Raw genomic sequence first — 18,020 nt, forward strand, 5'->3', positions numbered from 1 at the left:
ATCGGCAGGTAGAATCGAGGAGAAATCTTATGTACACCGACTTAAAAGAGCAGGCTTGGCGGGCGAACATGGAAATTCCCGCGCGAAATTTGGCGATTTATACGTGGGGCAACGTTTCGGCGCTGGATCCGGATAAAGCGGTTTTTGCGATTAAACCGTCGGGAGTTCCCTACGATCGGTTAAAAGCCGAAGACATCGTCGTTGTCGATTTGGACGGAAAGGTTGCGGACGGAAAGCTGAATCCGTCTTCCGACACGCCGACTCACGCGCAATTGTACCGCTATTTTTTGCAAACGCACAGCGCAATCCGCGGCATAACGCATACGCATTCGCCCTATGCAACCTCATGGGCGCAAGCGTGCCGTTCGATTCCGCTTTTGGGCACCACCCATGCCGACCACGGCTTTCGGCCGGTTCCCTGCACACCCTATCTTTCCGAAAAAGCCGTACAGACAGCCTACGAAAAAGAAACCGGCCTATTGATAATCGAAACGCTTAAAAATCCGTCAATCGCCTGCCCCGTCGCTTTGCCGCACAAACTGCACGGCTGCACCGGGAAAGGCGCCTGCTTTGACGAAGCGCTGAATCCCGCCGAATGCCAAATGATTTTACTCGGCGGGCACGGCCCGTTTACGTGGGGAACGGACGCCGAAAAGTCGGTGTACAACGCCGCCGTCCTTGAAGAAATCGCCAAAATGGCCTGGGTGTGCATGACGGTCAATCCCGACTTCGCTCCCCTTCCCGACTACGTCATTCAAAAGCATTACGACAGAAAGCACGGGAAAAACGCTTATTACGGACAAGGTTCAAAAAACCGCTGAAATTATAGCGGCGGCAAACTGCGAGCGGACAGGAGTGTTCGCGCGGCGACGATATCTTTTTGAACTTGCTTTTGAACCTCGACAAGGCCGTTCAGTTTCACTACATTGCGGATAAATGCACACACGTACAGTTCTATTTTTTTGCCGTAGATATCGCGCGAAAAATCGAGCAATAAAGTTTCGGTGCTGATTTTCGTGTCGTTATCGACGGAAGGACGTCGCCCTATATTTGTCAGCCCCTTAAAAACCTCGCCGTCGATGCGCGTAAGCGTTGCGTATACGCCTTCGGGCGGCTTTTTTTTATTCGGCGCAAGTCCCAGATTCGCCGTGGGCATGCCGACCGTTCTGCCGAGCCCTTTACCGTGCAACACTTCACCGACCATCATATACGGTCGGCCGCACAAACGCGAAAAAGCATCGAAGTCGCCCCGTTCAAAGGCCGCATCCAGCATCGGCATGGAAATCGCTTCGCCGTTTTCGCAAACTTCTTCGCACATCACAATCGGAATGCCGAGCTCTTGCGCCGCTTTTCGGATGGCCGGCTGCGCATTCAGCGGCTCGCATTGTTCATGTTCGTCTTCCGCACACTTGCCGCACACAATACAGGACGCTCCCGTTTTTTTTATAAGAGCGGCCGGATCGGACTTTTCTTTTTCGTTGCAGGAAATCAACACGTCAAGACCGCAGTTTTTCAGCAGCAGCGCCTTTTCTTCTTCGGTCGTATAGACAAAAGTCCCTTCGCTCGGCACAAAGCTTACAAGGACGGAAGGCAGGCCTCTTTTTTTCGCCTCCCGCACAAGCGTTTGCACGAGACTCCGATGCCCCTTATGCATTCCGTCAAAGCGCCCGAACGCGACACATGCGTTATCCGTTTTTTCAATTTGATATAGGTGTTTCATTTCGGTTTACCGTTCATCATAACGGAAACGGAGCAATTATATCAATGCTTTCACCGCACCGTCCTTCACTTATTGTACAATCAACTCTTTTTCAGTTATACTTGGCCGTAATCGATTCGCATACAATTATAATAAGGAGAACTCCATGCCGAACACCAAACCGTTTTTTACCGCCGCAGCTTTAACCGCGGTTTTGCTCGCCGCCGCCGTTTTTATTTCTTGCGGCGGAAAAAGCGCCTTGTACGAAGATGCCTATGAAGCCGGCTCCGCCCGCGTCGCGGCGGAAATGAAAATGAGCGCCGACAACTACGAAGAACAAGTTCCCGCGGACACGGCTCAAAGCGAGCGCAAATTGATAAAGACCGGCAGCCTGTATTTTAAAGTGAGCGATATTGCGCAAACCGAAATCGCCGTTGCAAAATGGTGCGCCCTTTACGGCGGCTATGTCGAATCGTCCTTTAACAACGAAAACAGCGGAAGTGCGGCGGTCCGCATTCCGAGTGCGCGTTTTGAACAGGCAATGGAGTCCGCCGGAAGCATCGGCACGCTGGAATCGAAAAGCGTTTCGGCCGAAGACGTTTCGGAGCGGTACTACGATTTGCAAACGCGCCTCGAAACGCGCAAACTTATGCGCAGCCGCCTGCAAACCTATCTTTCGCAGGCAAAAAATATGGAAGACATGCTGAAAATCGAGCATGAATTGAATTCCGTCATCGGCGACATCGAATCGATGGAAGGAAAAATGAAGCGGCTGTCTTCGCAAATCGACTATTCCCGAATCGAAATAAGCTATCACCTGCCCTTCAGAGCGACTTCTTCGGGCGGTTTTGAATGGCCCGATATGGGCGAAGCATTCAGGCGCTTCGCGTCGAATATTGTCGATTTTTTCGCCGGCCTTCTTACCGTCCTGCTTTATATTATAATCTGCGGAGCGCCCCTTGTCGGAATCGCCGCCCTCTTGTACTGGCTGCTGTTCGGCAAAATCGGGCTTTTAAAGAAGCTGTTCCGCCTATTAAACGGCAAGGGGAAATAGGGAATTTTAAAACCGTGCCGGTTGTCCGTCGATTCGCTCAACCGGCATTTTTGCAAATATCAATCCACAAGCATTTCTTTTATAATACTTTTAACTTTTGCTATTTGCGTACTTTTTATCTTACCCAGCTTTTTTATAAGCCGTACGATATCAACCGTTCTTATTTGGTCCAAAACAATCCAAGCTTTTTTTCCGGCAAATTGCACAGGAACCCGCGTAGGATAAGCATGCGATTTTGTCGTCATCGGCGCAATAATTACCGTGCGTATTGCAGCGTTCATTTCATCGGGAGAAATAATAAGGCACGGACGAGTTTTGTAAATTTCATGCGCAATTGTCGGGTCAAGGTTAACCAGATACACTTCGTACTGACTTACCATTCCCATTCAAACGCCTCGGAGTCGGGAAACGCTTCCAAAACATCATCCTGATTTTTGTGCATATCGGCAAACGCCTGCGCCCAGCCCTTCCGCGGTTCCTCAGACACGGGAGTAAGCACAATTGCCTTATCGGTGATTTCCATATCCATTTGATTTTTAACGGAAAAACGGTCGAGCACAACCTTCGGAAAACGTATTCCGCGCGAATTACCGATAGTCACAACCGACACCAGCATACATTCTCCTCCGTAAACAAGATCTATACCGTAATTATATTGTAATAACGGCAAAAAGTCAAATTGAATTTTATATGACTGTTCCGCATATTAAACGGCAAGGGGAAATAGGGAATTCCCGCTAAAATTTTTTCAGGGCGTTTTGCACGCGCGTGCACGCTTTATCGGCGCCTAAAATCAAAATGGAGCCGATAAGCGGCGGCGATACCTTTGAGCCGGTTACCGCCATGCGGATGGGCATCATAAAATCGCCGAGTTTTACGCCGAGCTTTTCGGCATAGGAGCGCGCAAGATTTTCCTGCGCTTCGTGGTCGAAAGCGGCTTCATTCGGTTCATTTTTTGCAGTACGCGTGCGCTCATCCAGTTCGCGGATAAAGTTCAGCGCTTCGGTAAGCACCGCCTTCGTTTGCGCGGCATCCAAGCGTTTGGGGATTATATCGTCGATATTCGGCGCTTCAATCTTTTTAAACAAAAAACCGACCATCTCCGCAGCTTCGGTTAAAAAATGCAGCCGCTCTTTTATAAGGGGTATTACTTCCATCAGTTTTTTTCTTATATCCGCATCGCTTAAAGCGTCAGCGCCCGCATCGATTTCTTTTTGCGCAACATGGAGCGTGCCGTCATCGGCTAACACAAGCCCGGAATATTCGGGACCGACTTTCGGCGCGGGAAATTCTTCGGAAGCTTGAATGGGAATTGCCGCATCGCCGGTTCCGGTAATAAACGGAAGTACGCGCTTAAAAAGTTCTTCGTCGCTCATCATGCGCATGTATTGACCGTTAAACCATTCCAATTTTTTATAATCGAACACCGCACCGGCCTTATTCAAGTGCTCCATTTTAAACAGCTTTTCCAAATCTTTAAGCGGAAAAATATCGCGGCCTTCTTCGTAGGAGCAGCCGAGCATGGCAACGTAATTAACCAGCGCTTCGGGAATATAGCCGCGTGCGCGGAATTCGTTTACACTGGTCGCACCGTGCCGTTTGGAAAGCTTTTGTCCGTCGGCACCGTTTACCATCGGCAAATGGCAAAACTGCGGCGGCTCCCAGCCGAAGGCGCGGTACATTTGCACGTGAAGCGGCGTCGACGGAATCCATTCCTGAGCGCGCATAACGTGCGTTATGTTCATAAAATGATCGTCGACAATATTCGCCAAATGATAGGTGGGAAACCCGTCGGTTTTAAGCAATACCGGATCGGGACTGATGTCTTCGTTTTTCCATTCGATGTCGCCCAAAAGCGCATCGTGAAAACGGGTAACGCCCTCAAGCGGAACTTTTAAGCGGATAACGTAGGGTTTGCCGGCTGCCAAATTCGCTTGCACTTCTTCGTCGGTTAAGTGGCGGCAATTGCGGTCGTAGCCGGGAGGCATTTTGTTTTTTGTTTGAATGGCGCGAATGCGGTTCAGTCTGTCTTCGTCGCAAAAACAATAGTAGGCTTCGCCTTTTTTTACCAATTCTTCGGCATATTTTTTATATAAATCGAAGCGTTCGGACTGCACATACGGACCGCAGGGGCCGCCCTTGCTCCCGCCCTCGTCCCAGTCGATTCCGAGCCATTCAAGGGTATCGTAGAGGTTTTTAACGTACTCTTCGCCGTAGCGGGTACGGTCGGTGTCTTCAATACGCAAAACGAATTTGCCGCCTTTCGAGCGGGCAAAAAGATAATTAAAAAGGGCGGTTCTCACACCGCCTATGTGCTGCATTCCCGTCGGCGACGGGGCATAACGAACCTTAACTTCCATAATCGAGTATTGTAGTATTTTTCATATGCTTTTGCAAGGCGTTATGTTTTTAGTCAATCCGATTTATAGGAATATCAAGTTTTTTTGCAATATCAAAACATATATCTTGTTATCACGCATCATCATCTTCTTGATAAAACAGAACCTCTCTGCCATAATTATAATTATTTATAAAATTATTGTCTAAAATTTCCTCATCATCTTCATCATAAGCAAGACTTTCATCAATGTAAATGAGTCAAGAATCACTTTTATCACCATACGATGTTATAAACTCTACTCCTACAATCCTATCTTGTATGATATTGTTTTCTTATTAAAATTAACGTAGCGGAAGTCCATCAGCATCGGTGAACTTATCAGTAAAAATAAGGGTAAACAAATCATACAATCCCCAAATTACACCAACCGCTCCAGCTGATGCTATACTCAATAAAAGAATCAATCCACCTGTTTTTATTTTGCCAACATAAAACCTATGTAAACCAAAAGCTCCGAAAAAAATTAAGCACAGTAAAATTGCCGTTGATTTCTTCTTTGCTGATTTTAAATCATCGTTATCGTCTGTAATAATCATTTTATCCTTCCTTTTTTTGCCAGTATAATTATTTCACTTCTATTTGCATTGCAATCGGGATTGCTTTCTGCAAAAAATTACAGATAACCTCAGTCTTTTTTTTATTAAGCATTGATGTATTAATTTGAATATCATTTACTTTTATGAATGGATTGAGTGATTTAGGTGGCGCAGATATTACATTAACTGAACTTAACTCAATTTCCTGCGGATTTTGAAAACTATTGCAAATATATAATTTTTTATTTGAAAGCAAAAAACCTACTTTACCATTGAGAAACGACGAATCATCGTACATTGCGATAATTTCTTCACCTTTACAATTTTTTGCATATGCACTTACAGCCGCAAAAATTTTTTTTGGATTACTATCTGCCAAAAAGAATCTTTTCTTAAATTCTTCATCTCCGTTCACTTCGTGAATCGATGTATGATAAATTGTTTCAATATCTCCTTTGGGGTTTGACGAAGGCAGATATTTCTCAGTTTCTTCATAAACAAGAGTAGGATTCTCTGCTTCAATTTTCTTCATTGACTCTTCCGAAGTCAATTCTTCAAATATGTCCGCAATGTCATCTATATCTTTTCCGAGTTTCTCTCCGAGAGCAGCATAACATTTTGCAAGTTCCGTCCGGCTGATTGCAAAAAAACGCTTTATCAAAGAAAGGTTATATGCATGGGCAGGAAGAGCTATGCTTTCATCGCTCAATTCCATATACAAAAACATTGTAACAAGATACATTGCACAAACCTGCTCTCTATCTGAGTTGATTGCTGCTATAGTTGAAAAAAACTGTTTCGGACTTTCGGTCTTTATTTCTGCATAGGCTGAATCAATTTTTTCCTCTATAGAAAAAAGAGAAATATTCTCATCATATATGGTGGAGAGGACAGCAGCAATAGATTTTTTACCATTTCTGTCCAGTGACATGTTATTACCAACCATAAAGATAAGAGTTTTTAACATATCATTTTTATCTTGTTCCATTTTTGCAGCTTGAGCTTTTGCTTCTTGTTCAGCTGCATTTTTTTCTACTGCATTTGAGATTGACCCCATCACACTGTCAGCAAGATTCCAACCTATATTAGCCTTAAAAACATCAAAACCTATACCCATAGTTATTTCTCCATAAAATAATTCGAATATACGTTTTTAATTATACGACTTATCCTATTAAAAGTCAACGAAAATTTGAAGTATAAATAACGTATACTCGTAATATATTTTTATGGATATACTTAAAAGAATAACTAAAATGCGACTTGAAAGAGGTTGGACTGAATACGAACTTGCAGAAAGAGCAGAACTTACACAGTCAACAATTTCATCGTGGTACAGAAAGAATTTGATACCCTCAATTTCATCTTTGGAGCATATTTGTAGTGCTTATGGGATTACATTATCTCAATTTTTTCTTGAAGATGAATGTTTTTCAGAACAATTAACAAAAGAACAGATCGATATACTTAAACGTTGGCATCGTCTTACAAGAGACCAACAGAAGAAACTCGCAGATTTTTTAGATTCAATTTTGTAGAAATACAAGTAGTCTGCAGCCGTCCACACCTAACAGTTATTATGTTATATTAGTGCCATTTCAAATAAAAATTATTTGGTTACGCTTACGAAGACGGATAAACGAAATAGAGATTTCATCAAAATAACAGCGGTTCCGACTATCATAATAAAATGCAACAAGCGCGCAGGTATCGTTGTTTACTGTGGAATGATGTATTTTTGTCTCTACCTGTTCTCCACCGATAGATAATAAGTTTCACTCATTCGCCTTACAACAGAATCGTTACTTATGATTTTATCGTGAATAGAGGTGTGTCGTTTTGTTAAATTCTTCCAACTAGGCAAAATATAAAATTTTTTTTGTTACTTTCGGCTTTTCCGCTTTTTTCATCCGTTCTATCATCCGCTCCTTTCTTTTTTTGCGTCCGACTGCTATACTGAATAAGGCGGACTTTTAACCGGGCTTCCGCCGTATCGGAAAAATAAGTCGGGGGAATAATATGAAAAAAATACGTTTTGCGGTTATATCGGCGCTTTTCGCGGCGGTTGTCAGCACGGCGATGAGCGGCGGAGCATCGGTACTCAGCGCGCAGGCAGTGCGTGAGCAAGCTTCGGAAAGCTTCGGTGAAAAAGACCTTCCGCTTAAAAAAGTAACGCTGTATTCTTCGGGCGTCGCCTGTTACGAACACGAAGGAAGGCTTTCCGGTTCGGGCAACGCCGAATTTCTTTTTACGGCCGCACAAATCAACGATGTTTTAAAATCCCTCGTCGTAACCGATCCGGCGGCGAAAACCGTAAGCGTAGAGTACCAAAGCGAAGATACGCTGCGCAAAACGCTGGAAAGCCTGAAAGTAAATCCTTCGGCCGCGCCGACGCTGTACGATCTTTTAAAATCGCAAAAAGGCGCCGAACTCGAAGTTTTTGCACCGCATAAGATCACCGGCAAAATCATAAGCGCCGATAAAAATCTTTCGCGCGAAAACGGCGACGGCTTTTCCCTTTCGCTCGCCGCAAATGACGGCATACACGTCATTCCCTTTTCGGACATTCAAACTTTTAAATTCGTCGACGAAAAACGGAACGAGGATTTAAACACGGCGCTTGATCTCATGCTCGACGCATCGGCAAAAAACCGGAGTAAACTCGGCATCCGTATCGGCGCACAGGGCAGCAGGAACGTAAAAATCTCTTATGTTATGGAAGCGCCCGTATGGAAGGCAAGCTACCGCTTGGACATGGGAAAAAACAAAGCGCTTTTTCAAGCGTGGGCAATCGTCGACAATTCGACCGATTCGGATTGGAACGATGTTAAGCTGACGCTTACAACGGGGCGCCCGGTCGGTTTTAGGCAAAACCTGTACGCACCGTATTACACATACCGCCCCGAACTTCCGCTTGCGATTGCGCAAAGCGCCCGGGCGGAAACCTTTGCTTCCGGAACCGCAAACACGGACGTTCAGTATGAAAAAGCGGCGGCACCGCAAGCGTTTTCAAGCCGCAAAATGATGCTCAAAGAAGCCTCTTCCTTTTACGGCGATTACAATGAAGAGTCCGAAGAAACGGCCGGCATTGAAGGAGAAGTTCCTTCATATTTTGCAGGCCCGAACCCGGCCGGAAGTACGGCGGGACAAATGTTCGCTTTTACGAGTGCAGAGCCCGTAAGCCTCGGGCGGCAAAAAAGCATGATGATGCCGCTGACACTTTCGACGCTGCCCGCCGAAAAGTTTTCCGTGTTTTCTTCGTTTTCTTCGATTCCGTACGGTGTAAGCGTACATCCGAAATTCTGTATACGCATCGAAAACACGTCGGGCTTAAAACTGCCCGCGGGCCCCGTAACCGTGTTTGACGGCGGCGAATACGCGGGAGACGCTCTTTTGGAATTTTTGGGCGAAAACGAAAAGCGCCTTATTGCCTACGGCGACGACATCGAAGTGAGCGGCACAAAGTCCGAAAGCGTATTGCGGAATATTGAAAGCGTAAAAATCGCGGGCGGCATTCTGAGCGTTTCGTACCGGCAAATTCAAACGTCGACATACAGCGTCAAAAACACCGACAAAAAAGAGCGCACGCTTATTATCGAACACGCAAAAAAAGGCGGCTTCGACCTTGCGACAAAGGCCGCCCTTGAAGAAACGACGGCAAGCAAATACCGCTTTAAGCTGAAAACCGCGGGTGCAAGCACCGCGGAGTTGAAGATCGAAGAAAGCAGAACGTACGGCGAAACACGGAAAATCCTCGATATGAGTTCCGAATCCTTTGTTGCTTATACGACGAATGCCGAAATGCCCGAAAAAGTAAAAAAAGCCTTTGAAGCGATTATAAAAGAAAGAGAAAAAGTTCTCGCTTCGCAAAAAGTACTCGCCGATTTGCAAAACCGGCAAACGGAACTCGTTAGAGAACAGGAGCGCGTGCGCAAAAATCTTGAAGCGCTCGGCACCGAAAGCGCGGAAGGCAAAGAGTTTTTGGCAAAGCTTTTAAAACTTGAAAACGAACTGGACGCGTCAAAAACAAAGCTCGCCGCAGCCGCCGACAAAGCAAACAAAGCGCAGGAGGACTTTATACGGTTTGTGCGGAACATTAAGACGGAATAGGGAACCGCAATTCCGGGCGCCGGAGCTGTGCGTGGATCATTCGCGCAGCATGATTTTTCCGTAAATAATTTATAGATAAAAAATATTCGGATATATTTTTCTCGTATAAATTCGCATAAAGTATTGCCAAAGGAACGCTTTTACGATATAATATTATCGGTATACTGAAAGATACGTAAGGAGGCTTTAGTATGAAAGGATTTGCGATGCTCAAGATCGGCCAAACCGGCTGGATCGAAAAAGAGACACCCAAATGCGGTCCGATGGACGCGATTTGTAAGCCGCTGGCGCTCAGCCCGTGTACGTCCGACGTGCACACGGTATGGGAAGGCGCAATCGGAGATCGGCACAACATGATTTTGGGCCACGAAGGCTGCGGCGAAGTCGTAGAAGTCGGTACGCTGGTTAAGGATTTTAAGCCCGGAGACAAGGTTTTGGTTCCCGCTATTACTCCCGACTGGAACTCGCTTGAAGCTCAGGCCGGCTATTCGATGCACTCCGGCGGCATGCTTGCAGGCTGGAAGTTTTCGAACTTCAAAGACGGCGTGTTCGGCGAATTCTTCCACGTAAACGACGCGGACGGAAACCTCGCCCACATACCCGCCGGCGTAGAAATCCAATATGCGCCGATGTTGTCGGACATGGTTCCCACCGGATTCCACGGAGCGGAACTTGCCGACGTTCAGTACGGAGATTCCGTATTGGTTATCGGAATCGGACCGGTCGGACTTATGTCGGTTGCCGGTGCGAACTTGCGCGGTGCATCCAAACTGTACGCGGTCGGAAGCCGCCCCGCTTGTGTCGAAGCCGCAAAATTCTACGGCGCGACCGATATCATCAACTACAAAAACGGCCCGATCGACAAGCAGGTTTTGGACTTAACGCACGGCAAAGGCGTCGACAAAGTCATTATCGCCGGCGGTACGGTCGATACCTTCGACGAAGCCGTAAAATGCTTAAAAGCGGGCGGAAAAATCGGCAACGTAAACTATCTCGGTGAAGGTACCTACATCAAGATTCCGCGCGTCGAATGGGGTGTCGGTATGGGACACAAGCAGATTAACGGCGGCCTGATGCCCGGCGGAAGACTGCGGATGGAAAAATTGAGCAGCCTGGTTTCGGTCGGCAAACTAGATCTTTCAAAACTGATTACGCACAAATTCAAGGGCTTCAAACACGTTGAAGACGCGCTTATGTTAATGAAAGATAAACCCGCCGATTTGATTAAACCGGTCGTTATTATCTAAAAATACAAAGCAGGGAGAGCACGGGACAAAAATACCGGACGGTCGTTTTCGTCCCGCTCCCCGCTTCAATTCCTTACAACATATGAACATACTGATCGTATCGGGCTTTTTGGGCGCCGGCAAAACAACCTTTATTCAAAAACTTGCGGAAAAATCGGGCAGAGAGTTTGCCGTTATGGAAAACGAATACGGCGAACAGGGCATTGACGGAAACCTTTTGGAACAAAACCGTTTAAAAGTATGGGAACTGACGGAAGGCTGTATTTGCTGTTCGCTGAAATCGGATTTTGCGATGTCCGTACTGACCATCGCAAACAGCGCGGATCCCGATTATTTGATCGTCGAACCGACGGGAGTCGGCCTCCTGAGTTCCGTCATTACCAATCTGCTTAAAATAGAATATGAACGCATCCGGCTTTTAAAACCGGTTACCGTCGTCGATATAAACTGTGTCGATTCATACCTGAAAACATTCGGCGAATTTTACGCCGACCAAATAAAAAACGCTTCGTACATCGTGCTTTCCAAAACCGAAAACTCGAGCGCGGCCGATACGGAAAAGGCCGTCAAAACGCTTTCGGCGATAAACCCCGATGCGCGCATTGTAACATACGACACCGCCGACGCGCAATGGTGGAGCGATTTACTGGACATACATAAAAATGCGTTTGCCGGCAAAAACGCGCGCACACAGGCAAATCTTTCCGATACGCCCGACTTGGAAACAATCGGTTTTACCGGCATCAATATGGATTCGATTGACGAGCTCATCGGCAACCTTTCGGTGCTGATTTCGGACCGCTTCGGGCGCATATACCGCGTAAAAGGCTTTGTTCCCATAAACGGCCAATGGGCCAAATTCGACATCGTGGACAAGCGCTACAACATAGAAACCTGCACTCCCATGGCTCAAGCGAAAATGACCGTCATCGGTAAAGACTTGGACAAAAACGCCTTACACACCCTCTTCGTAAAAAGTTGAGCACGGCATTTATCTTGGGCTGCGCTGCCATGTCGGTCGATTGTATTTTCCGCATATTTTATCCTTGACAAAAGAAAAAGCTTTATGCATTATGAGTGTATAAATATGTAATCGAGGATAACCGTGAAAAAGCGTTCGACACGGCTTGAAGCCGTCAAACATCTTATAAAAACGCGGCAAATAGAATCGCAAACCGTCCTGCTCGAACTTTTGCAAAACGAAGGATTTGAAGTAACGCAGGCGACGCTGTCGCGCGATTTGAAGTTACTAAAAGTGGGAAAAATCCCCGACGGTGAAAAAGGCTATATTTACACGCTGCCGCCCGAAGACGAAACGCGCACGGAACATTTATACAGTCAGGACTTTTTGCGCGGTTATACGTCAATCAGATATTCGGGCAATACGGTCGTTATCAAAACGCATTCGGGACATTCGAATACGGTTGCCGAAGCGCTGGACTGCCTTGCCGTAGAAGGCGTTTTGGGTACGCTTGCCGGCGATAACTGTATCTTCGTGTGCCTCGAAGAAAACGTAAGCGGCGAGCGTTTTTTGCAAAACTTAAAAGAAAAAATTCCCGAATTGCCGGAACGGAATAAGGTGCGCACATAAGCGCTGGATATTTATCGTTTTTTTTACTATACTTTACGTATGAAACTGTATACCAAACGCCATATTTTCTTTGCAGCGTTTTTAACGGCATGCGCCTGTGTTTTAATCGGCTCGGCTTTGTTTTTTTCGGGCAAAGCGCTGCCCGATTTAACCGCCGGTATTTCAGGCAAAAAAAACGGAGCGGAAAACGTTTCCGCCGACGGTTCGGCATACCAAAGCCTTTCAAACCCCGAAGACGAAAATTCCTTTGTACTTCAAACATCGGAACAAAGCGCGGGCGTTTTAATTGCCGATAAAACTTCATCGTACACGCAGGACGAAGTACAAAATATTTCCGTCTACGACCGCTGCAACGAAGCCGTCGTAAACATAAACACGCAGGTTATGGCGGTTAACTGGTTTTTGGAACCGGTTCCGCAGGACGGCGGTTCGGGATCCGGCTCCATCATCGACAAGCGCGGCTATGTCGTTACGAACGTGCACGTAATCGAAAACGCATACAAAATTTACATTTCGCTTTCCGACGGCAGCCAGCACGAAGGAACCGTTGTCGGCCAGGACAGTGCGAGCGACATCGCCGTTTTAAAATTCGAACCGAACCGCGGCACCGAATTAAAAACAATCGCGTTCGGCAATTCCGATTCGCTGAAGGTCGGGCAAAAACTCATCGCGATCGGCAACCCCTTCGGTTTGGAGCGGACAATGACAACCGGCATCGTGTCCGGTTTGGGACGCCCCATTCAGTCTTCGTCCGGCAACATCATACGCGATATGATTCAAACCGATACGGCGATAAATCCGGGAAACTCCGGCGGGCCGCTTTTGGACACGCAGGGACGCATGATCGGCATAAACACGATGATTTATTCCACATCGGGAAGCTCCGCCGGCATCGGGTTTGCCGTTCCGGTCAACACGGCAAAACGGGTTGTGTCCGATTTGATTCAATACGGAAAGGTGCGCCGCGGCGTGCTTGATCCGGGCGCCGTGCTTGTACAGCTTACGCCGGCTATAGCCTCGTATGCAAAGCTTTCGGTTTCTTCGGGACTTTTGATATCCGAATTGACAAAGGGCGGCAACGCCGAAAAAGCGGGTTTGCGCGGCGGAACCGAAGCGGTGCAGTACGCAAGCGGCCGCAGGAACCGTGTCGTATTCTACATCGGCGGCGATGTGATTACCGCAATAAACGGAACGGCCGTAGCGGGTTATGCCGATTATTATTCGCTTTTGGAAAGTAAAAAACCCGGCGACAAGATAACGGTAACCATTCAGCGCGGCAAAAAAAGCGAAAACGTAATCGTCACCTTAAGCGAGGCGCAATAGTGCGGCCTTTTAAAGTCGAATCTCCGTTCGAACCTTCAGGCGATCAGCCGCAGGCAATCGAAAAGCTTTCTCAGGGCTTTTTGAACGGAGAGCGCTTTCAAACGCTCAAAGGCGTTACCGGTTCGGGCAAAACCTTTACAATGGCGAAAATCATCGAACGCGTGCAACGCCCGACCCTCATCATCAGCCACAACAAAACCCTGTCGGCTCAGCTGTACCGCGAATTCAAAGGATTTTTTCCGCATAACGCGGTCGAATATTTTGTGTCGTACTACGACTATTACCAGCCGGAAGCCTACGTGCCCGCCCGCGATTTATACATCGAAAAAGACGCGTCGATAAACGACGAAATAGACCGCATGCGTTTGAGCGCAACTTATTCGCTCGTAGAACGGCGCGACGTTATCGTCGTGGCGACCGTTTCGTGCATTTACGGCTTGGGCATGCCCGAAATCTACCGCGAAATGAGCATTCACATCGAAAAAGGCGAACGCTTAACTCCCGAAACCTTTGCGCGCAAACTCGTATCGCTGCAGTACGACCGGAACGACGCGGTATTCGAGCGCGGCAATTTCCGCATCCGCGGCGACGTGTTGGAAATATTTCCCGCATACATGCACGAAGCCTACCGCATAGAATTGGACTGGGAAGAAGTTTCCAAAATCAAGCGCTTCGATCCGATAAGCGGCGAAATCCGCGAAGATATGGACGAGCTTATGCTCTACCCCGCCAAGCACTTTGTCGTGCCGCCGGAAATGCTCTTGTCGGCTCAAGACCGCATCAAAGCCGAATTGGAAACACAGGTCGAATTTTTGCGTTCGCAGGGAAAAACGCTCGAAGCCGAACGCTTAAAAACGCGCACCACCTACGATTTGGAAATGCTTGCCGAAATGGGCTATTGCCCCGGAATCGAAAACTATTCCGGCCCCATTACGGGAAGGGAGCGCGGTCAGCCGCCCGCAACGCTTTTGCATTATTTTCCCGACGATTTTTTGTGCATGATAGACGAGTCGCACGTTACGCTGTCGCAAATCGGAGCGATGTACGAAGGCGACCGCAGCCGCAAAACAAACCTCATAAACTTCGGCTTCCGCTTGCCGAGCGCGCTGGACAATCGCCCGCTCAAATTTGCCGAATTCGAAAAAAAATTAAACCAAACGCTTTTCGTATCCGCCACTCCGCGCGAAGAAGAAATCAAGCGCAGCAGCCGCGTCGTCGAGCAGCTTATCAGGCCCACCGGCCTTTTGGACCCGATTGTCGAAGTCAGGCCGAGCGAAGGGCAAATGCAGGACATTTACAAAGAGGTAAAGCGGCGCATTGCGAACAACGAGCGTTCCCTTATTTTGACGCTTACCAAAAAAATGGCCGAAGATTTAACCGAATATTTGGATGAACTGCGCCTGAAAGTAAAATACATACACTCCGAAGTCGAAACGATCGAACGCGTCGAAATACTTAAAGCGCTGCGCGCCGGCGAATTCGACGTGCTTGTCGGCATCAATTTGCTGCGCGAAGGAATCGATTTGCCGGAAGTTTCGTTTATCGCGATTTTGGATGCCGACAAAATCGGCTTTTTGCGTTCGGCAACCAGTTTGGTGCAGATTATCGGACGGGCGGCGCGCAACAGCAGCGGCATGGTCGTTATGTATGCCGACCGCGTAAGCGACGCGATGAAAGAAGCTTTGGACGAAACGAAGCGGCGCCGCTCCATTCAGGAAGCGTACAACAAAGAACACGGCATAACGCCGAAAACCGTTGCAAAAGCCGTCGGCGACATTTTGGTGCGCCAAAACGAAGAAAAAAAGGAAATCGTACACACCGAACTTTCGGTTATAAAAGCCGCGACAAACATGTTCATTCCCGGCCAGCGCAAAAAGCTTTTAAAAGCTATGGAAAAACAAATGGCCGAACATGCCGAACGGCTTGAGTTCGAAGAAGCCGCCGTTATCCGCGATGAAATCGAAGAAATAAAACGTCAATTTGCCTGATAACAAACGGGAGTTGCAATATGAACGGAATGCAAAAAGAAAAGCGCCCCAGCTGGGACGAATATTTTATGGAAGTGTGCCGTGCCATCGCAAAACGCGCCACCTGCGACCGCGGTAAATCCGGCTGCGTCATCGCAAAAGATCATCAGATTTTGGCGACCGGCTACGTAGGTTCTCCTGCGGGATTGCCCCACTGCGACGATGTCGGCCACGAAATGAAAAAAATGCTGCACGAAGACGGAACGGTTACCATGCACTGTGTGCGCACGGTTCACGCCGAACAAAACGCCATTTGCCAGGCGGCGCGCCGAGGCGTTTCGATAGACGGAGCGACCGTTTACTGTAAAATGACCCCGTGCAGAACCTGCGCGATGATGCTCATAAACTGCGGCATAAAGCGCATCGTATGCGAAAAAAAATATCATGCGGGCGAAGAAAGCGAACAAATGTTCAAAACGGCCGGCATACCGCTCGAATATGTGGATGAAAGCGTCGAAAAATACGACAATCAATAGGCAAAAAAGATGAAAATATATCTTGCGGGAACGGGAACCAGCCACGGTATTCCCGTTATAGCCTGCACATGCAAGGTGTGCCGCTCGCCCGACACAAAAGACAAGCGTATGAGAGCGAGCGTCTTCGTAAGGGCGAACGACGGAACGTCAATCGTTATAGACACCGGCCCCGAATTCAGAATGCAGGCTTTGAACGCAAAGTTGGATAAGGTCGACGCGGTTTTGATGACGCACAGCCATGCCGACCATTTGCACGGTATAGACGATTTGCGCATTTTTTCCTACCCCGCGCACAGCCGCAACATGCAAGCCGAAACGGCGCATAACGGGGAAACCGCGTCCGCAGCGGAAAATCAGCGCAAAAGCCTACCGGTATATTCAAACAAAAATACCCTTTGCGACATACGGGAACGTTTCAGTTATATTTTTTTGCCGAAGTCCGGCGCGGGCGACAAGCCCATGCTGAACCTGCTCGACGCCGAAAGCTTTACCGACGATAATCCGCTTCGCATCGGCAGTCTTAAAATCGTAAGCGTTCCGCTTTTGCACGGCACGCTCAAAACCTGCGGCTGGAAAATACGCGATACCGCTTCCGACAATCCGAACAAAAGCGGTGCCTTTTTTGCGTACATAACCGATTGCAGCTTTATCGGCGAAGAATCCTTGAACCTTATACGCGGTGCGGAACACTTGGTCATCGATTCGCTCCGTGAAAGGCCGCATCCTACGCATTTGAGTTTTTCGCAAAGCCTCGAGTACGCAAAAAAGATCGGCGCAAAAAACACGTGGTTCACTCACATATGCCACGAGCATTCGCACCGCGATATTATCCGCAAAATAAAAAAATATCGCGCCGACTTGCATATTGACCGCAAAGACATGCGCATCGAGCCCGCCTTCGACGGCCTTACACTATATTGCTGAAAGCATACATTTTTATTTCCGCTTGACATACTCGGTTTTCCGATGTAATATCATAATTGAAATGAATACAATAACACCCGAAGTAAAAACTATCGATACCGTGCAGCTGTTAAGTAAAAACGGCATCCGTCCTTCCATACAAAGACTTGCCGTATACCGCTATTTGGCTGAAAACGACATTCACCCGACCGCGGACGCCTTATACCTCGCCTTGGCGCCGTCCATTCCGACGCTGTCCAAAACGACGGTATACAACACGCTGAAATTGCTCGAAAAAAAGCATTTGGTACGCAGTATTGCGATCGAAAATGACGAACTGCGCTACGATGCCGACATAAGCGACCACTGGCATTTTAAATGCACAAAATGCGGAAACGTATATGACATCTTTTCAAAAGATACGGAAAAAACAAAAGAGTCGGCGCTAAAGGCGTTGCCCGAACATTTCGTTCCGCAAAAAATCGAAATGTATATGTGGGGACTGTGCGCACATTGTTCCCGCGTTTAAAATCAACAACCCCGACGCAGAGCATCGGGGTTGTTGTTCTCATAAGGTGGTTGCAGTCGGGTTTGATACCCTTTATTACGGCGCAGAGCGCCGGGGTATTAAACCCTCCGCACGAATAAAAAAA

General features: G+C 47.6%; 18 protein-coding genes. 12 read left to right on the top strand and 6 right to left on the bottom strand.

What is annotated here, in order from left to right; translation table 11 throughout:
- Positions 1-29 precede the first annotated feature (29 nt).
- Positions 30-821: a class II aldolase/adducin family protein gene (locus HMPREF9194_RS08195; protein ID WP_016525902.1), complete on the top strand. Its 792-nt coding sequence runs from the start codon at positions 30-32 to the stop codon at positions 819-821.
- Between the two features lie 2 nt (positions 822-823).
- On the opposite strand, the gene HMPREF9194_RS08200 is transcribed toward HMPREF9194_RS08195, so the two are convergent.
- Positions 824-1,720, bottom strand: a complete 897-nt coding sequence (locus tag HMPREF9194_RS08200) for a riboflavin kinase (protein ID WP_016525903.1) — start codon at positions 1,718-1,720, stop codon at positions 824-826.
- 145 nt (positions 1,721-1,865) lie between these two features.
- Between HMPREF9194_RS08200 and HMPREF9194_RS08205 the strand changes: the two genes are divergently transcribed.
- A complete protein-coding gene (locus tag HMPREF9194_RS08205) occupies positions 1,866-2,753 on the top strand; it encodes a DUF4349 domain-containing protein (RefSeq protein WP_016525904.1) in 888 nt (295 codons plus the stop codon).
- Between the two features lie 59 nt (positions 2,754-2,812).
- Here HMPREF9194_RS08205 and HMPREF9194_RS08210 read toward each other — a convergent pair whose 3' ends face one another.
- From HMPREF9194_RS08210 to HMPREF9194_RS08230, 5 genes are all read right to left on the bottom strand, one after another.
- On the bottom strand, positions 2,813-3,139 hold the full coding sequence (locus HMPREF9194_RS08210) for a type II toxin-antitoxin system PemK/MazF family toxin (protein WP_016525905.1): 327 nt from the start codon (positions 3,137-3,139) through the stop codon (positions 2,813-2,815).
- Positions 3,127-3,369 carry an AbrB/MazE/SpoVT family DNA-binding domain-containing protein gene (locus tag HMPREF9194_RS08215; RefSeq protein ID WP_016525906.1) on the bottom strand — a complete coding sequence of 81 codons (243 nt, stop codon included), beginning with the start codon at positions 3,367-3,369 and terminating at the stop codon, positions 3,127-3,129. Before HMPREF9194_RS08215 ends, HMPREF9194_RS08210 begins: the two co-directional genes overlap by 13 nt.
- Before the next feature lie 121 nt (positions 3,370-3,490).
- Entirely contained in the window at positions 3,491-5,113 is a 1,623-nt protein-coding gene (gene gltX, locus HMPREF9194_RS08220; protein WP_016525907.1) for a glutamate--tRNA ligase, read from the bottom strand.
- Positions 5,114-5,435: 322 nt separating this feature from the next.
- On the bottom strand, positions 5,436-5,690 hold the full coding sequence (locus HMPREF9194_RS08225; RefSeq protein ID WP_016525908.1) for a TM2 domain-containing protein: 255 nt from the start codon (positions 5,688-5,690) through the stop codon (positions 5,436-5,438).
- A gap of 28 nt (positions 5,691-5,718) precedes the next feature.
- Positions 5,719-6,807, bottom strand: a complete 1,089-nt coding sequence (locus tag HMPREF9194_RS08230; RefSeq protein WP_016525909.1) for a hypothetical protein — start codon at positions 6,805-6,807, stop codon at positions 5,719-5,721.
- Positions 6,808-6,919: 112 nt separating this feature from the next.
- Here HMPREF9194_RS08230 and HMPREF9194_RS12125 point away from each other — a divergent pair, with 112 nt between their 5' ends.
- The 10 genes from HMPREF9194_RS12125 to HMPREF9194_RS08275 all read left to right on the top strand — a co-directional run bounded on the left by HMPREF9194_RS12125 (position 6,920) and on the right by HMPREF9194_RS08275 (position 17,896).
- The gene (locus HMPREF9194_RS12125) at positions 6,920-7,228 is read left to right on the top strand and encodes a helix-turn-helix domain-containing protein (RefSeq protein ID WP_084663109.1); all 309 of its coding nucleotides are present in this window, start codon (positions 6,920-6,922) and stop codon (positions 7,226-7,228) included.
- Positions 7,229-7,769: 541 nt separating this feature from the next.
- On the top strand, positions 7,770-9,800 hold the full coding sequence (locus HMPREF9194_RS08235; protein WP_425425517.1) for a DUF4139 domain-containing protein: 2,031 nt from the start codon (positions 7,770-7,772) through the stop codon (positions 9,798-9,800).
- Positions 9,801-9,991: 191 nt separating this feature from the next.
- Positions 9,992-11,047: an NAD(P)-dependent alcohol dehydrogenase gene (locus tag HMPREF9194_RS08240; RefSeq protein ID WP_016525911.1), complete on the top strand. Its 1,056-nt coding sequence runs from the start codon at positions 9,992-9,994 to the stop codon at positions 11,045-11,047.
- A gap of 82 nt (positions 11,048-11,129) precedes the next feature.
- Complete coding sequence (locus HMPREF9194_RS08245) at positions 11,130-12,029, top strand: CobW family GTP-binding protein (RefSeq protein ID WP_016525912.1); 900 nt, start codon at positions 11,130-11,132, stop codon at positions 12,027-12,029.
- Between the two features lie 123 nt (positions 12,030-12,152).
- The gene (locus tag HMPREF9194_RS08250; protein WP_016525913.1) at positions 12,153-12,638 is read left to right on the top strand and encodes an arginine repressor; all 486 of its coding nucleotides are present in this window, start codon (positions 12,153-12,155) and stop codon (positions 12,636-12,638) included.
- 39 nt (positions 12,639-12,677) lie between these two features.
- Positions 12,678-13,961 carry a S1C family serine protease gene (locus HMPREF9194_RS08255; RefSeq protein WP_016525914.1) on the top strand — a complete coding sequence of 428 codons (1,284 nt, stop codon included), beginning with the start codon at positions 12,678-12,680 and terminating at the stop codon, positions 13,959-13,961.
- Positions 13,961-15,949, top strand: coding sequence for an excinuclease ABC subunit UvrB (gene uvrB / locus HMPREF9194_RS08260; RefSeq protein WP_016525915.1), 1,989 nt, complete (start codon positions 13,961-13,963; stop codon positions 15,947-15,949). The genes HMPREF9194_RS08255 and uvrB overlap by 1 nt, the downstream gene beginning before the upstream one ends.
- 20 nt (positions 15,950-15,969) lie before the next feature.
- On the top strand, positions 15,970-16,464 hold the full coding sequence (locus HMPREF9194_RS08265; protein ID WP_016525916.1) for a deoxycytidylate deaminase: 495 nt from the start codon (positions 15,970-15,972) through the stop codon (positions 16,462-16,464).
- A 9-nt stretch (positions 16,465-16,473) separates the two neighbouring features.
- A complete protein-coding gene (locus HMPREF9194_RS08270) occupies positions 16,474-17,388 on the top strand; it encodes an MBL fold metallo-hydrolase (protein ID WP_016525917.1) in 915 nt (304 codons plus the stop codon).
- Positions 17,389-17,449: 61 nt separating this feature from the next.
- The gene (locus HMPREF9194_RS08275; protein WP_016525918.1) at positions 17,450-17,896 is read left to right on the top strand and encodes a Fur family transcriptional regulator; all 447 of its coding nucleotides are present in this window, start codon (positions 17,450-17,452) and stop codon (positions 17,894-17,896) included.
- Positions 17,897-18,020: the final 124 nt, after the last annotated feature.

Origin of the sequence: Treponema maltophilum ATCC 51939, from assembly GCF_000413055.1 — a bacterium.
Taxonomy (GTDB): Bacteria; Spirochaetota; Spirochaetia; order Treponematales; family Treponemataceae; genus Treponema_C; species Treponema_C maltophilum.

Coding starts and splice junctions, on each gene's coding strand:
- HMPREF9194_RS08195 (WP_016525902.1), top strand. CDS start 30: ATGTACACCGACTTAAAAGAGCAGGCTTGGCGGGCGAACATGGAAATT.
- HMPREF9194_RS08200 (WP_016525903.1), bottom strand. CDS start 1,720: ATGAAACACCTATATCAAATTGAAAAAACGGATAACGCATGTGTCGCG.
- HMPREF9194_RS08205 (WP_016525904.1), top strand. CDS start 1,866: ATGCCGAACACCAAACCGTTTTTTACCGCCGCAGCTTTAACCGCGGTT.
- HMPREF9194_RS08210 (WP_016525905.1), bottom strand. CDS start 3,139: ATGGGAATGGTAAGTCAGTACGAAGTGTATCTGGTTAACCTTGACCCG.
- HMPREF9194_RS08215 (WP_016525906.1), bottom strand. CDS start 3,369: ATGCTGGTGTCGGTTGTGACTATCGGTAATTCGCGCGGAATACGTTTT.
- gltX (WP_016525907.1), bottom strand. CDS start 5,113: ATGGAAGTTAAGGTTCGTTATGCCCCGTCGCCGACGGGAATGCAGCAC.
- HMPREF9194_RS08225 (WP_016525908.1), bottom strand. CDS start 5,690: ATGATTATTACAGACGATAACGATGATTTAAAATCAGCAAAGAAGAAA.
- HMPREF9194_RS08230 (WP_016525909.1), bottom strand. CDS start 6,807: ATGGGTATAGGTTTTGATGTTTTTAAGGCTAATATAGGTTGGAATCTT.
- HMPREF9194_RS12125 (WP_084663109.1), top strand. CDS start 6,920: ATGGATATACTTAAAAGAATAACTAAAATGCGACTTGAAAGAGGTTGG.
- HMPREF9194_RS08235 (WP_425425517.1), top strand. CDS start 7,770: ATGAGCGGCGGAGCATCGGTACTCAGCGCGCAGGCAGTGCGTGAGCAA.
- HMPREF9194_RS08240 (WP_016525911.1), top strand. CDS start 9,992: ATGAAAGGATTTGCGATGCTCAAGATCGGCCAAACCGGCTGGATCGAA.
- HMPREF9194_RS08245 (WP_016525912.1), top strand. CDS start 11,130: ATGAACATACTGATCGTATCGGGCTTTTTGGGCGCCGGCAAAACAACC.
- HMPREF9194_RS08255 (WP_016525914.1), top strand. CDS start 12,678: ATGAAACTGTATACCAAACGCCATATTTTCTTTGCAGCGTTTTTAACG.
- HMPREF9194_RS08265 (WP_016525916.1), top strand. CDS start 15,970: ATGAACGGAATGCAAAAAGAAAAGCGCCCCAGCTGGGACGAATATTTT.
- HMPREF9194_RS08270 (WP_016525917.1), top strand. CDS start 16,474: ATGAAAATATATCTTGCGGGAACGGGAACCAGCCACGGTATTCCCGTT.
- HMPREF9194_RS08275 (WP_016525918.1), top strand. CDS start 17,450: ATGAATACAATAACACCCGAAGTAAAAACTATCGATACCGTGCAGCTG.